This window comes from Thermanaerothrix solaris, assembly GCF_032334255.1.
GTDB lineage: Bacteria > Chloroflexota > Anaerolineae > Anaerolineales > Anaerolineaceae > Thermanaerothrix > Thermanaerothrix solaris.
In genome coordinates this window covers 993,785-1,007,982 of sequence record NZ_JAUHMF010000001.1, presented here as the reverse complement: position 1 = coordinate 1,007,982, position 14,198 = coordinate 993,785, and the positions used below count along the sequence as shown (strand labels likewise).

The window sequence follows — 14,198 nt, the reverse complement described above, 5'->3', positions numbered from 1 at the left end:
AGAAGCCGGTATTCAGGCGTTTCTTTCCAGTCGCCTCAAAATTTCTTCGGGACCCAAAGCATTCAACCCCGAGATAACCAGATCGGCTTTGCCCACCCGCTCGTAGGGACCGATGCCGATGACGCGCATCCCGGCGGCGCGGGCAGCTTCGATCCCGGCTTCGGCGTCTTCCACGACCACACAGGCTTCGGGATGTTCACCGAGCAGTTCCGCGGCTTTGAGAAAGAGATCTGGTGCGGGTTTGCTCCGATCAACCATCGTTCCGTCTACCAGAACATCTACCCAGGGGAGCAGATTGAGGCGCTCAACCACGAGGCGCGCGTTCTTGCTTGAAGAGGCGATGGCGCGCTTCAGCCCGGCTTTTTGGAGTGCCTGGAGAAATTCCACAGCACCGGGCAAAAGGTTGCGCGGGGAAATCTGATTGATTAGTTCGAGGTAGTAGCGATTCTTGCGTTCGGCCCATTCCTCAAACTGTGCAGGAGGTAGGGTCCGTCCCTTGAGAAGCAGACGCAGCGATTCGTGCCGCGATACCCCGCGCAAGGCTTCGTTGTCCTCCCGGGTAAATGGTATGCCCTCTTCATCCGCTAGGCGTTTCCAAGCCAAATAGTGAAATTCAGAGGTATCGGTCAGCACACCATCCAAATCGAAAATGAAGGCGCGTATCATGAAATCACCTGGTGAATTGAAGGCGGAGAGTGCGGTGTTATCTCAGTACAAATGGATTGTCCATGCCACATGAACTTGAACGCCACGCGCTTCCAATGGGATGGCAAGGCCGGTTTGAGGCCCCATCCGGTCTCTGAAACCTGCAATCCGGCGAAACCAAATACAACCGCCTGCCAAACCCCACCCGCAGAGGCACCGTGAATTCCATCTTCAGCGTTGCCGCGCACATTGTCTAAATCGGCACGGGCGGCGCGCATGAAATGCTCATAGGCTTCATCAGGGCGGCCGACACGGCATGCCATAATGGCCTGGATGGATGGCCCGAGCGAAGAACCATACGTGTGGTCGGTGCGCGGCGTGTAATACGCATAATTGGCGTGTACTACCTCGGCGTTGAAGAGTTCGGGCAATAGGTAGAGCAGCATGAGCACATCGGGTTGCTTGATCGCTTGGGTTTCGTTGGCGCCCTCGATCCCAAAGAGTACCTGAATGGAGACATTCCGCGGTTCCAGGTCGGCGAGTCGCACATCTTTACGTTGGAAGTAACCCTCAAATTGCTCGATCAGACCGGTTTGGGGATCGAGGGGACAGTACAACTTGTGAATGACGTCCTGCCAACGGGTAAGTTCGGCAGGGGTCAGTTCTAAACGGTGAATCAGGTCGGCATGACGGTCAGGAGCGTGATCTCTCAGCCATTCCAGAATATTGAGGGCAATTTGCAGATGCCAGCGTGCCAGGTAGTTTGTATAGGCATTATTATCTACATGATCATGGTACTCATCAGGACCAATGACATTGGTGTATTCGTAGCGGTTCAGGTTGGGATTCCACTCCGCACGGCTGGCCCAGAAGCGTGCAGTATCTAAAATTATTTCAGCACCTCGGTCGCGCATGAACGCATCGTCGCCAGTGATGCGCCAATATTGATAAATGGCATAGGCGATGTCGGCAGATATGTGTATCTCAATATCCCCGGTCCAAATGCGGATCAACTGGGTGGGGTCGGCGTAATGGGGCACCCAGGTGGGAGTGACCTCATCTCCGGTGGCTGCGCTTTCCCAAGGGTACTGGGCGCCTTTATAACCGTTGCGTTGAGCCTTGCGTCGCGCCCCATCTAGAGTGTGCCAGCGATAAGAGAGGAGATTGCGGGCAATTTCAGGGCGGGTGTAGGTGAAGAGGGGGAGCATAAAAATTTCGGTATCCCAAAAGACATGCCCCCGATAACCGTAGCCACTGAGGGTTTTGGCCCCGATGCTGACCTTCTCGTCCTGGCGCGGTGCGGCAATCAGTAACTGGAAAATGCTAAAGCGAACCGCACGCTGTGCTTCCTCGTCCCCTTCGATGATGACATCACAGGCATCCCATTCGCGCTCCCAAGCCCGAGCGTGTTCTGACCAGGCCTGTTCCCATAAGGGCGCATGAGTTTGAGCCAGACGGGATTGCACCACGTCTTGAGGGTTGGGGGCTTCTCGCCCGCTGTAGATATAGACGATTTTTTCGCCGCTGATCAGGTTTTCGGGTGAGGCCAACGTGCGGGCTACTAACACCGGGTGATTGCGCACATCCCAGCCAGCACGCTCAACGATAGTGTGACTCTCAACGTGGAGATAGGCTCCCAGGGCAATTGGCAGGTTAGTTTTGCGGGTTGAGCACACCAGCCAGGCTTGTTGCTGCGATGTCGCTTGGGCTTGCCAATCCCAATGTTTAAACTGAAGGTTATCCACCTCGCCGTTAAGACCTGCCCGAACTTCAATCTCGCCTTGATAATCCAATGGGTGAACGGAAAAGCGAATGATCATGAGGTGAGGATCGGCCAGGCTGATAAAGCGGGCGAAGTGAAGCCGGGTGGTGCGCCCCCGGGGACTGCGCCAATGAACCTCGCGTTCCAAAAGTCCGGTGCGCATATCCAACCAACGATGAAACGCCAATATTTCACCTTGTCCCAACGAGAATCGTTCGCCATCTAGAAAAATCTCCAATTCTAACGCATCGGGAAGGTTGACCAACTCGGTAAAGTGCACGGGGACGTCATCGAAAATGCCGTGCATGAAGGCGGCGCGTTCTTCCCCGCGGTAGCCTTCTTCAAACACACCACGTGCGCAGAACAGTCCGTTGCCAGTGGTGAAAACGGTTTCCCAATGACGTTGGGTCTGAGGGTCAAAATGGGATTGTTCGATGCACCAAAGGGGGTGAATTGTGGATGTTTGCATGGTTGCTTATCCCTCTTTTAAGCCACTACCGGCAATGCTTTGAACAAAATAACGTTGGAAAATAAAGAACAAAATGAGGATAGGAAGAGTATTGAATAGCGACCCGGCCAGTACCTTGGAGATCAAGGTATAGTACTCACCGCGGAACCAATTTAATCCTAGTGGAAGAGTGAAGTTTTCGGGAGTGCGCAGGATGATCAAGGGCCACATAAAGGCATTCCACTCGCCTTGGAACGTTAAGAGCGCCAGGGTCAAGAGTTGAGTCTGGCTTAGGGGGAGGACAATGCGGAAGAAAATGCCCCAGCGTCCCAGCCCATCTATCATTGCCGCTTCTTCTAATTCACGAGGCAGGCTTTTGTAGAACTGGGTCATCATAAATACCCCGAAGGCGGTGACAATACCGGGCAGGATGACCCCGCCCAGGTTATCTATTAACCCAAAGCCGGTGGGGAGGGTGATATCACCCAGTTTCAATCCGCCACGGATGATGCCCGGGCCGACCACCAGGAAGGCAGGGATCAGCGTTACCTGTCCCGGGATCATCATTGAGACCAGCATGGCATTGAACAAGAATCCTTTTAAGGGGAACTCCATACGCGCAAAGGCGTATCCACCCATTGCGCAGAAGAAAATGCGCAAGATGGTCACGGTGAGCGATACGATCAGGCTGTTGAGCAACCAGCGCGGGAAGAGTGGAAGCGCACCGATGACGTCACGGAAGTTTTCCAAGGTAAAGGGAATTGGCCAGAAGAGTGGCGGATCATAAGCATTTGCCACCGGCTTTAGGCTGAAGACCAGCGTGAAGTAAAGTGGTGCGATACAAATAATCGCCCATAGGATTAAGATCAGGTAGAAAAGAGGCGTCTTAAGGTGGTCGTACCACAAAATCAAGCGGTCGCTCCACGAGAGCATACGGGGTTGGGCGTGACTTATCGTTGCCATAACTCATTCCCTTTACTGGTTAACACTGCCGCTTCCTTCGATGACGCGACGCTGGAGCATGGTCACAACAAAAATAATAAGGGCAAGGATGAATGCCAGCGCTGAGGCCTGGCCCATTTTAACCGTAGTATCCCGGAATGCCCATTTATAAATTAGATAAGCAATAGTGGTGGTGGAGTCGAGCGGCCCACCGGCGGTCATCACATAAATTTGATCAAAGACCTGAAAACAGCCGATGATGCCTACGGTTACAACGAAGAAGATTACCGGGCGCAGCATGGGAATGGTGATATAGCGGAAGATCTGGAATTTATTGGCTCCATCAATGGCGGCGGCCTCATAAAGGGTGATGGGAATATCCTGTAGACCGGCCAGAAAGATGAGCATTAACGTACCGCTGGTAGTAAAGATGTTCACCATCATGATGGTGTAAAAGGCGTAGCGGGGATCGTTGAGCCAGTTGATTTTCAGGTGAAAGATTTGATTGATCACCCCCAGCGGGCTGAACAACCAAACAAAGATGAGCGAGATAACCACCGACGATGTGACTGAGGGCAGATAGAAGATCGTGCGAAAGAGGCGGCGAAAGCGGATCTTCTGATCCATGGCGAAAGCCAGGACCAGGCTGATCAGAGTCTGTGTTGGTACGACGATAGCAGTGTACTTGAAGGTGTTTGGCAGTGCCTTGCGGATGAAGAGATCATCGCAGACCGGCTTGGGAGCATTTTCAGGACGTGGAAACCAGGATTCAATGCACAGGACGCGGCGATAACCCTCCAATCCCCACCATTGGGGTGGGCTGAGAAGGTTATAGCGGGTGAATGAGAGATAAAAGGCATATCCGATAGAGAAAACGGTGAAGATCAGAAAGATGAAAAGATATGGCAAAAGAAAGGTATAAGCCGTTAAGGCTTCGCGGCGCCGCCGTGCTTTTTGACGTGCGGTTAATATCACCGAGGTGGTCGAGGGCGTGGTCATCCTGGAATCCCTCCTGGTTATTAGGGGGAGGGGATAGGAGTGACTATCCCCTCCCAATGCCCATCACTATTTCAATTCGGCCAGTTTCTGACGGATGGCTTCGGCGGCTTGTTTGAAGGACTCTTCAACCGACATGTTTTCAAGATAGACGCGCTCCAGGGCTTTGGTCATTTGATCATTCACATCCGAGCCGACCAGCCCCCACATGAAGGGGCGGGCACCCTGTAGGGCGCCGCGGAAGATCGCGGCTGACGCTGGATTGGTTTTAAGGTAGTCGCTTTCCTGGAGTGAGAGGCGGGTGGGGAGGGCAAAACCGCTTTCCATGACTTTCCTCTGAGCGGCTTCACTGGTTAGGTAGTTGATCACACGCCAGGCAGCTTCGGGATTCTTGCTGTTCTTGGAAATGACGTAAGCCACGGTGAAGATCAAATTGCCCTCGCCTTTAGGACCGGCCGGAGGTGTGACCACGCCGTAATTGATGTTGGGGAACTGTTGCTTCAGATAAGGGATGAGCCAACCCCCTTCGTAGACCATAGCGAATTGCCCTTTGCCGAAAACAGTCCCCTGCCATCCTTCCCCGACATCGGCGGGGATGGCGCCGATTTTTTCAGCACGGAATGAGGTGTAGAATTTGCCGGCTTCGATGGCCTCAGGTGCGTCTAACAGGGTGTCCTGAAAATCGGGGGTCATGATGGAACCGCCGTTTTGGAAGACAAAGATGGGGAAGCGTCCCGCATCTGCCGGTACGCCCAAGCCATACACATTGTTAGCCGGATCGGAGAGTTTTTGAGCGGCGGCTTTCAGGTCATCCCAGGTCCAATCATCGGTGGGTTCGGCCAGACCGGCTTTGGCAAAGAGATCTTTATTGTAAAACAGCCCCAGGGTATTGAAGTCCTTGGGGATGCCGTATACCTTGCCGTTCGCTGAGAAGGCATCAATGAGCGAGGGGATAAAATCCTCTTTCTTGGTACCAGTCTTGGCCATGAAATCATCCAGTGGCAGCATGACATCGTCCTGGACGAAAGCCGGAAATTGGAAGATATCCATGTAGTAAATATCGGGTTCGGTCCCGGCGGCAATGGAGGTCTTCAACGTAGCCCAAAAATCTCCCGTGATAGGCTCATACTTGACCACAATGTCAGGATTCTCGGCGGTGAAGTCCAAGAGCAAGGATTGGAGTAAGGCCGTCTCCTCAGGGCTGGCAGCCCAACCGGAAAGGCGAACGACGGCGCGTTCTGCAGGTACTTCCTTGACCACTTCTTGGGTCACCACAACCTGTTTCTCAACCTCGACCGTCTTTTCTATCACCTGGGGGGTAGCCGGCGCGCAGGCGGCTAGCAAAAGGGCTACTAGCGCCGTTATAAACAGGGTCAAACGAAAGCCTTTCATGGTTCTCCTCCTCGATATTTTGCGACCTGGTGGTTTATTTGAGGGAATGGTTGTGTTATACTCAAACCCACAAGCCGGCCTATGCCGTGCTTGCGGGGGCCACCCTGACAAGCCCTGGCGGGGAGAAGGGTGGCTCCAGTTCTATAAGTTGGGAAAAAGCGGGCAAGATGAGTTTGTCTAACGGCTGATCACCTCCTTTTGAGTTGCAGTTCGGGAGAAAGGACTGGCTTTAACCTTTGGATCGGTTGAAGCACGCACAATTAAGGTGGGGGGAACAAGCAAACATTGGGGTTCAGGGATTTGTCCGTTTTCAATAATGTCTATCAGGCGTTGAATCACATGTTGACCGATCTCCCAAATCGGCTGGCGAATTGAGGTCAAAGGGGGTGTGAGATAGCGCGCAAGAGGAATGTCGTCAAAACCCGAAATGGCGAGATCTTCGCCGATCCGCATTCCCTGTTCTTGTGCGGCTTGCATGGCGCCGATAGCCATATAGTCATTAAGCGCTACAATGGCCGTCGGACGTTGGGTGAGGGAAAGGCTGAGTAACTGCTGGGTGGCACGATATCCAAAATCCAATTTTCCCTCACCCCGTAGGATCAAGTTTTCATCTATCGGAATGGCAGCTTCTGCCATTGCTTTGAAATAGCCCTCAAGGCGGTTATTTCCGACCCGCGATTCGCGCGGCCAAGCCAGGACGGCAATACGGTGATGTCCCAAGGCGATGAGATGCTGAGTGACCTCATACAACCCTTGCCCACCGTCCACATCAATGCACGGAAAGACCCACTCGGGATTGGACCTTCCGAAGGCTACAAAGGGGAAATTCCGTTCTTGTAGATATCGAATGCGCGGATCGTCGTATTCAACGCTGGAGAGGATAAAACCATCCACGCGTCCGGCGTCAATCAAGTCGGCGTAGGCGGCAATTTGTTTCTCGACTTCATAATGATAGGGGAACATCAAGAGATAATATCCACGCGCCTCGGCGGCAACGAACATGCTCTGGAGGAATTGATCGAGGATAGGGTTGGTTTCGTCCGGTGGAGAAGGGGGCCAAGAGTACCCAATGGTGAAACTACGTTGGGCACGCAGGCTGCGGGCATTGTAGTGTGGCGTATAGCCAAGGTCCTGAATGGCTTGCCAGATGCGCTGCTCGGTCTCCTCGGCAAGGCGGATCTGCCGGTTGATCAATTTGGATACGGTCTGATACGAGACCCCGGCACGCTGGGCAACATCTTTGAGAGTAACCCGATTCTTGGCCATGGGACGGATGCTCTGAGGTTTTAATGCGAACGTTCGCGCGAACGTTCGCATTCATTGTAGCAGGTTCAGGTAACAAAGTCAAGCGGTTGACGAGAAATCTCCGGGGTGAATTAATGACGATAAGGTTCAAAAACTTATCCTATTTGAGGAAATCAAATCCATTGACAAAAATAGTAATCTGTTATATATTTTCGCCAAGTTTTTTAGATAACGGATGAGTATTTTATATGTCGGTACGTAATGCTATTTTGGGATTGCTCAGCCAGCGCAGTCGTTATGGTTATGAACTGCTGCAGGCGTTTCAGGCCTTGGCCGGTGGGCGTGAAACCTGGAATCTGAAACCTGCGCAGGTGTATACCACCTTGCTACGGCTTAAGGAAAGCGGTTTGATTACCGAAGATGAAAGCGCTGCGGGCGAGACCCCGGAAAAGCGCCGTTATGCGATTACGCCGGCCGGTCAGGAAGAATTGCGACGTTGGTTTGAATCACCAGTTCGGGCAGAACCTCAACGGGATGAGTTTTTCCTCAAGTTAATGCTCGCCCTGGCCACAGGTCAGGCCGATCCGCGGCGTTTGATCTACACCCAACGCGCTAGTCTCTTTCAGGAATTGCACCGTTTGGCTGCCTTGCGAATGACGCTGGATCCTTCAACCTCACTCGCTCATATTCTTTTGCTGGATCAGGCGGTTATGCATCTGGAAGCCGATTTGCGGTGGTTGGATATGATAGAAGCCCGGCTGGATGAGGTACGCAAACAACCCGTCCCAGAGCCAGAACTCCGGCCACGTGGCCGACCCACCAAGGGCGAGAAATAAAAAAGAGAAAATACTTTAAGGAGGAATTCATTATGGAACCCATTGTTTTGACTCAAAATCTGGTCAAGATTTATGGCCAAGGCCTAACAGCAGTCCATGCGCTGAAGGGGATCAACCTCACCATCCAGCCGGGGGAATTTGTTGCGGTGATGGGCCCTAGCGGCTGTGGAAAATCCACTCTACTTCACCTAATTGGCGGTTTAGATCGTCCTACCTCAGGCACGGTGATCGTTGATGGCGAAAATTTGACCCAGTTAAGCGATGACCAGGTCACTGCCTTGCGGCGGCGAAAGATGGGCTTTATCTTTCAGTTTTTCAACCTTATCCCGGTGCTCAATGCACTGGAAAATGCTGCTTTACCGATGATCCTGGATGGGACGCGGAGTGATGAAGCATTCAAGCGTGCTCGAGAGTGGCTGGAACGGGTGGGATTAGGGCAACGCCTCAATCACAAACCCTCCGAGCTCTCCGGAGGTGAACAGCAGCGGGTTGCAATAGCCCGTGCGTTAGCCAGTGACCCGGCAATCATCTTGGCCGATGAACCCACCGGTAACCTCGATTCGCGAGCTTCCGAAGATATCGCTATGTTGTTACGGCAGATTTCCTCGGAATGGGGACGTACCATCTTGTTGGTCACTCACGATCCCCGCATCGCCGCGTATGCGGACCGAATTGTATTCCTCAAAGATGGTCAGATTGTGGACGAAACGGTAATGGAACGCCGTAATGGCGAGCAGGTGGATTTGGTTGTCGGCAAGATGAAAGAAATCGGTGATTAATTCGGTGGCGAAAAGGAGTGCAACATGAACCTGCCAATTAAATTAGCCCTGCGTTACTTAAAGGGACGAAAATTACGCACTGCTTTGACCACCCTGGCTATCATGTTCGGTGTGTTGGTCATCTTTGGGATGAACACCTTCATGCCCACCTTTGTTCAGGCGTTTCAATCCCAAATGATGGCAGTAGCCGGGCAGATTGATGTGACCATTACCCATAAAACGGGGGAAGCTTTTGACCCATCGCTTTTAGAGAAGGTTCGTCGTATTGAAGGTGTCAAGGTGGCAATGGGATCGTTGGAGCGCTTGATTAACCTTCCGGCGGATTATTTTGACCGCGATCCTCAAGCCCCCGATCGTGTTTCCACGCTGGTGCTAAAGGGGATTGATCCTGAGGTGGCACGGCAGATGATCGTTTACAACGTGGTTGAAGGTCGTTTCCTTGATCCTCAGGATACCCATGCGGCGGTAATTACCCGCTCTCTAGCGCGCGAGTTGGGGGTTGGCGTAGGAGATAAATTGGCTCTACCCACTGCCATTGGTGTTACGGATCTTGAGGTTGTTGGCTTATTGCCCGAGCGTGCGTTACCTGGGAACGAAGAGGTTTTGGTGACCCTTAACGAAGCCCAATATTTGCTCAACTTGCCGGGCAAAATCAATGTCATTGATGTCAATTTGACCACCTTAGACGAAGCCCAGCGGGCAGAGATTCAGCAACGGTTGATGACTGAAGTAGGCGATCACTACAGAATTGGCGCGTTGGAAAGTGGATCTGAGATTTTGGCCAATATTCGCAATGCCCAACTCATCTTCAATCTTATGGGCTTCCTGGCACTGTTAATGGGTGGTTTCATTATTTTCAACACTTTCCGCACTGTGGTGGCAGAACGACGCCGCGATATTGGCATGTTGCGCGCGTTAGGAGCCAGCCGGGCCACCATTCGAAACCTGATCCTTGCGGAAGGGCTGATCCAGGGTATTGTGGGGACGGTAGCAGGGTTGATCTTGGGTTATCTTTTTGGTTGGTTCATTTTGCAGTTAATTGTTCCTGTAGGGAAACAATTTTTGAACATCAAAGTGGGGTTACCGGCAGTTTCTCCTTCGTTGGTGATCACGTCTTCATTATTGGGTATTGGGATCACCGTATTAGCGGGATTATTACCGGCGCAATCGGCAACACGGGTTACGCCCCTAGAAGCTCTGCGCCCCTCCGTCGGACAAGTGAGTTTTCGCCGTTTAGCCGGTCTTTCGTTCTGGGCAGGCGTGGTGCTCATGATATTGGGTGTGGCAATCTTGATCAGCGGGCAAGCCGCCTTGCTCGGGATAGGGGCGATTCTATTTGTTAGTGCCCTCATTCTGATGGCGCCGGCTCTGATTAACCCGATTGCGGTTCTCTTCGGTAATTTACTGGCGTTGCTCTTTGCGCGCAACGGCACAGCCCAACTGGCTGAAGGCAACCTCAGCCGTCAGCCGGGGCGGGCAACGGTGACGGCTTCGACCACCATGATCGCCATGGCGGTGGTTATCATGGTGGCCAGCGTACTTTCTTCGGTGACCTTGACGTTTACTAAGGTGCTAGAAAAGAGCCTCGGCAGTGATTTTCTTATTATGCCTCCCACCGTGGCCGTATGGGGTTCGAATACTGGGGCTGCACCTGAATTGGCTCAGAAATTGCGTGAAATCCCTGGGGTTGCTCTGGTCAGTACCTTACGGTTTGCTGGTAGTCAGGTCAAAGATGTTGCCGTTGGCCTATTGGGGATAGACCCACAGGCTTATCGCCAACTGGATGCGTTAACGATCACGGAAGGAGATCCTGAAACAGCCTTTCGGGCGTTAGAAAATGAACGCGCTATTATTATCAACGGTGTGTTAGCGGCCACAGCAGGGATCCGCGTGGGTGATGAGATTAACCTGCTTGCGCCTAGCGGCGAAAAGACATATCGCGTCGTGGCGATCGGCATTGATTACCTCAACGCCAAAACCACCACCGGCTATATTTCCCAAGCGAATATGGCAACCGATTTTGGCCGTACTGAAGATGTCTTCTATCAGGTCAATTTGAAGCCAGGCGCCGATCGCGCAGCCGTTGAGACGGCAATCACCCAACTGCTCAAATCCTATCCCCAGTTCAAATTATTTAGCGGCAAGCGTTATGTAGAGGAAAATCGGCGCTTGTTCGATGTGGTACTTCTCAGCATGTATGCGGTCGCCGCGTTCCTGGCGATCCCCTCTTTGATTGCCATGGTCAACACCCTGGCAATTGGAGTTATCGAGCGGACGCGCGAGATCGGCATGCTCCGCGCGGTTGGGGCCACCCGTCGCCAAGTGCGCACAATTATTCTCTCGGAGGCGCTAATCCTTTCAGCCATTGGCACGGCGTTTGGCATCCTGGCCGGATTGTACATGGGTTATATGGCGGTGCGCGCTTTTGAGGGCTTTGGCTTCCCGATGGAATACCTCTTCCCCGGTTCGGGGATCCTGGCAGCGGTAGCGATTGGGATCTTGTTTGGCGCTTTGGCCGCAACGATTCCAGCGCGCCAGGCGGCACAGTTGAACGTGGTTGAAGCCTTACGCTACGAGTAAACTAAAAAGAAGACGCGCGCATGATACAATAACATTTTGGGGCTGGTTGAAAATGAACCAGCCCCAAACTCTTAAGCCAGAGAAACCCGGCCCAACGCGCCAGTCTAGCAGATACGAGGGAGCAGTTCACCACTTAATGTTTCAACAACGCGGTGCGTGCCGAGCGTTGTGCGCATAATGACGCGACTGGCGGGCTGGGCTTCTACAATGCCAATGCAAGCGGCCTCGGCACCATAAGGGTGCTGACGCATGACGGCCAGGGCAGCCTCGGCTTCCTCAGGAGGAACAATGACGATGACCTTGCCTTCGTTAGCAATATAGAGTGGATCCAAACCCAGCATTTCGCAGGCGGCACGCACGGCTGGGCGCACCGGTATGGCGGCTTCCTCAATGCGGATACCTACCTGGCTTTGCTGGGCAATTTCGTTAAGAGTGGTTGCCAGTCCGCCGCGGGTGGGGTCGCGTAAGACATGGGTGTGAGGGGCGGCTTTGAGCACGGCCTGGATGAGGTGGTTCAAAGGGGCTACATCGGATTTAACCTCGGCTTCAAAGCCCAGTTCACCCCGCGCACTGAGTACAGCAATACCATGATCACCAATCGGCCCCGAGAGCAAAACAACATCGCCTGGGCGTGCCTGTTCTCCACCTCGAAGATGGTAATGGGAAGGCAACCAACCTACCCCGGTAGTGGTGATAAACAAACTATCGCCTTTGCCTTTCTCCACGACTTTGGTATCGCCGGCCACGATGGACACCCCCGCCTCGTCCGCCGCTTGTCGCATAGATTGGACAACCCGTTCCAGAGTTTCAATGCTTAGCCCTTCTTCAAGAATGAACGCAGCGGTGAGATAGAGAGGAATAGCACCGCTCATGCTCACATCATTGACGGTGCCACAAACGGCCAGCCGTCCGATATCACCCCCGGGGAAGAAGAGAGGGGAAATTACGTGAGAATCGGTTGAGAGGATCAGATGCCCTTCCGAATAGGGTTCTATCCCGAGAGGCAAGCGAGCAAAATCATTACCGGCCTCCAAATAGGGGTTTCCCAAGTGAGCCTGAAAAAGCGTGCGGATTAGATCATGAGTCATTCGTCCGCCACTGCCGTGACCGAGGACAATGCGTTCGGTATGAGACAGCGGTAGCGGGCACATGGGACCTTCAAATGCAGGCAAACCGGTTGTTGTGGTCATGGCTATCCCTCTGAGGTGGCGCGGTTAGATTGCTCGAGGCCGCGCCCGTAGCGATAATAGGCCGCGCACGCCCCTTCTGCCGAGACCATTGGTGCACCCAAAGGGGTTTGAGGAGTACATTGCGTAGCAAAAGCTGGACACTCATGGGGTTTTTTGATTCCTTGAAGGATCTGGCCAGCAATGCAGAGGGGGGATTCTTGGGTTTTAATCGGACCAAGATCAAAGCGTTTTTCCGCATCAAACTCAGCCCATTCGGGGCGCAACCCCCAACCGCTCTGCGGGATTAGGCCGATACCTCGCCAATTTCGATCGCAAGGCTCGAAGACCTGGTTGATGATCTGCTGAGCGGCACGGTTGCCATCGCGGGTAACGGCGCGGGTATAAGCATTTTCTACCCCAACCCGCCCTTCTTCCAACTGCTCAATCGTTTTAAGGATACCCTGTAGGAGATCTACCGGTTCGAAGCCGGTTACGGTCATGGGGACACGATATTGGGAAGCGATGGGTTCATATTCCCAATAGCCCATGATGGTGCACACATGGCCCGCTAGCAGGAAGCCCTGGACACGATTGGTCGGAGCGCTCAGGATCGCGTGCATAGCAGGGGGCACGCGCACCTGTGAGACCAGAAGGGAAAAGTTTTTTAACCCCAAGGCCTTCGCCTGGAGCAGGCTCATGGCATTGGGTGGGGCGGTGGTCTCAAATCCGATGGCAAAGAAAACAACTTGACGATCCGGATGTTCCTGCGCAATGCGCACAGCATCCAGGGGGGAATAGACGACGTGCACCCGCCCACCAGCGGCTCTCACGGCGAAAAGGTCGCGTTGTGAGCCGGGGACGCGCAACATATCCCCATATGAGCATAAGATAGTGTTGGGCAAAGACGCGATGGCAATGGCTTTATCAATCAGCTCCAAGGGCGTGACACAGACCGGGCAGCCCGGGCCGTGTACCAACTCAATCTCTGCGGGGAGTAATTGATCCAGGCCGTATTGCAAGATAGCATGCGTTTGACCGCCGCAAATTTCCATGAGCACCCACGGATGGGTGACACGGCGGCGGATTTCGGCGGCGAGTTTATGTACCAAGTCGGCGCTGCGAAACTCTTGTAAGGCCTGCATAGGTAATCCCGTCTCTTCAAGACTCTTCGTTCAGTGCGCCGATTTCGCGCAGAAGTTGGAGGGTTTCCAAGGCTTCGCTCTCGCTGAGGCGATTCAGCGCAAAACCGGCGTGAACAATGACATAATCTCCTTCTTTGACTTCGGGCAAGGTTTCGATGCAGGCTTCACGAAAGACGCCGCCAAAGTCTACTTTTGCCATCCGTAGGCCGGCCTGGTGATAGATACTGACGATTTTACCCGGAATGCCCAAACACATGATTAG

The 14,198-nt window shown here is 53.3% G+C and carries 12 protein-coding genes; 3 read left to right on the top strand and 9 right to left on the bottom strand.

What is annotated here, in order from left to right:
• Positions 1–12: 12 nt before the first annotated feature.
• The 6 genes from pgmB to QYE77_RS04455 form a co-directional block, all read right to left on the bottom strand.
• Positions 13–666 (bottom strand): beta-phosphoglucomutase, encoded by a 654-nt coding sequence (pgmB, locus tag QYE77_RS04480; RefSeq protein ID WP_315624173.1) that lies wholly within the window; start codon positions 664–666, stop codon positions 13–15.
• A complete protein-coding gene (locus QYE77_RS04475) occupies positions 663–2,876 on the bottom strand; it encodes a glycoside hydrolase family 65 protein (protein ID WP_315624172.1) in 2,214 nt (737 codons plus the stop codon). The genes pgmB and QYE77_RS04475 overlap by 4 nt, the downstream gene beginning before the upstream one ends.
• A gap of 6 nt (positions 2,877–2,882) precedes the next feature.
• Entirely contained in the window at positions 2,883–3,818 is a 936-nt protein-coding gene (locus QYE77_RS04470; RefSeq protein ID WP_315624171.1) for a carbohydrate ABC transporter permease, read from the bottom strand.
• 12 nt (positions 3,819–3,830) lie between these two features.
• Positions 3,831–4,796 (bottom strand): carbohydrate ABC transporter permease, encoded by a 966-nt coding sequence (locus QYE77_RS04465; RefSeq protein WP_315624170.1) that lies wholly within the window; start codon positions 4,794–4,796, stop codon positions 3,831–3,833.
• A 66-nt stretch (positions 4,797–4,862) separates the two neighbouring features.
• Positions 4,863–6,185, bottom strand: coding sequence for an ABC transporter substrate-binding protein (locus tag QYE77_RS04460; RefSeq protein WP_315624169.1), 1,323 nt, complete (start codon positions 6,183–6,185; stop codon positions 4,863–4,865).
• Between the two features lie 177 nt (positions 6,186–6,362).
• Positions 6,363–7,451 (bottom strand): LacI family DNA-binding transcriptional regulator, encoded by a 1,089-nt coding sequence (locus QYE77_RS04455; protein ID WP_315624168.1) that lies wholly within the window; start codon positions 7,449–7,451, stop codon positions 6,363–6,365.
• A gap of 227 nt (positions 7,452–7,678) precedes the next feature.
• Here QYE77_RS04455 and QYE77_RS04450 point away from each other — a divergent pair, with 227 nt between their 5' ends.
• The 3 genes from QYE77_RS04450 to QYE77_RS04440 are packed head-to-tail and all read left to right on the top strand — an operon-like array spanning position 7,679 to position 11,625.
• Positions 7,679–8,266, top strand: coding sequence for a PadR family transcriptional regulator (locus tag QYE77_RS04450; protein WP_315624166.1), 588 nt, complete (start codon positions 7,679–7,681; stop codon positions 8,264–8,266).
• A 32-nt stretch (positions 8,267–8,298) separates the two neighbouring features.
• Positions 8,299–9,045: an ABC transporter ATP-binding protein gene (locus tag QYE77_RS04445; protein ID WP_315624165.1), complete on the top strand. Its 747-nt coding sequence runs from the start codon at positions 8,299–8,301 to the stop codon at positions 9,043–9,045.
• Positions 9,046–9,069: 24 nt separating this feature from the next.
• Positions 9,070–11,625, top strand: coding sequence for an ABC transporter permease (locus QYE77_RS04440; RefSeq protein WP_315624163.1), 2,556 nt, complete (start codon positions 9,070–9,072; stop codon positions 11,623–11,625).
• A 104-nt stretch (positions 11,626–11,729) separates the two neighbouring features.
• Here the strand turns inward: QYE77_RS04440 and hypE are convergent, their stop codons facing one another.
• The 3 genes from hypE to QYE77_RS04425 are packed head-to-tail and all read right to left on the bottom strand — an operon-like array spanning position 11,730 to position 14,192.
• Positions 11,730–12,815, bottom strand: a complete 1,086-nt coding sequence (gene hypE, locus QYE77_RS04435; RefSeq protein ID WP_315624162.1) for a hydrogenase expression/formation protein HypE — start codon at positions 12,813–12,815, stop codon at positions 11,730–11,732.
• A gap of 2 nt (positions 12,816–12,817) precedes the next feature.
• Positions 12,818–13,936, bottom strand: a complete 1,119-nt coding sequence (gene hypD / locus QYE77_RS04430) for a hydrogenase formation protein HypD (protein WP_315624161.1) — start codon at positions 13,934–13,936, stop codon at positions 12,818–12,820.
• A gap of 16 nt (positions 13,937–13,952) precedes the next feature.
• Positions 13,953–14,192, bottom strand: coding sequence for a HypC/HybG/HupF family hydrogenase formation chaperone (locus tag QYE77_RS04425; protein WP_315624160.1), 240 nt, complete (start codon positions 14,190–14,192; stop codon positions 13,953–13,955).
• Positions 14,193–14,198 lie beyond the last annotated feature (6 nt).

Coding starts and splice junctions, on each gene's coding strand:
- QYE77_RS04445 (WP_315624165.1), top strand. CDS start 8,299: ATGGAACCCATTGTTTTGACTCAAAATCTGGTCAAGATTTATGGCCAA.
- QYE77_RS04455 (WP_315624168.1), bottom strand. CDS start 7,451: ATGGCCAAGAATCGGGTTACTCTCAAAGATGTTGCCCAGCGTGCCGGG.
- QYE77_RS04460 (WP_315624169.1), bottom strand. CDS start 6,185: ATGAAAGGCTTTCGTTTGACCCTGTTTATAACGGCGCTAGTAGCCCTT.
- hypE (WP_315624162.1), bottom strand. CDS start 12,815: ATGACCACAACAACCGGTTTGCCTGCATTTGAAGGTCCCATGTGCCCG.
- QYE77_RS04450 (WP_315624166.1), top strand. CDS start 7,679: ATGTCGGTACGTAATGCTATTTTGGGATTGCTCAGCCAGCGCAGTCGT.
- QYE77_RS04465 (WP_315624170.1), bottom strand. CDS start 4,796: ATGACCACGCCCTCGACCACCTCGGTGATATTAACCGCACGTCAAAAA.
- QYE77_RS04470 (WP_315624171.1), bottom strand. CDS start 3,818: ATGGCAACGATAAGTCACGCCCAACCCCGTATGCTCTCGTGGAGCGAC.
- pgmB (WP_315624173.1), bottom strand. CDS start 666: ATGATACGCGCCTTCATTTTCGATTTGGATGGTGTGCTGACCGATACC.
- QYE77_RS04425 (WP_315624160.1), bottom strand. CDS start 14,192: ATGTGTTTGGGCATTCCGGGTAAAATCGTCAGTATCTATCACCAGGCC.
- QYE77_RS04475 (WP_315624172.1), bottom strand. CDS start 2,876: ATGCAAACATCCACAATTCACCCCCTTTGGTGCATCGAACAATCCCAT.
- hypD (WP_315624161.1), bottom strand. CDS start 13,936: ATGCAGGCCTTACAAGAGTTTCGCAGCGCCGACTTGGTACATAAACTC.
- QYE77_RS04440 (WP_315624163.1), top strand. CDS start 9,070: ATGAACCTGCCAATTAAATTAGCCCTGCGTTACTTAAAGGGACGAAAA.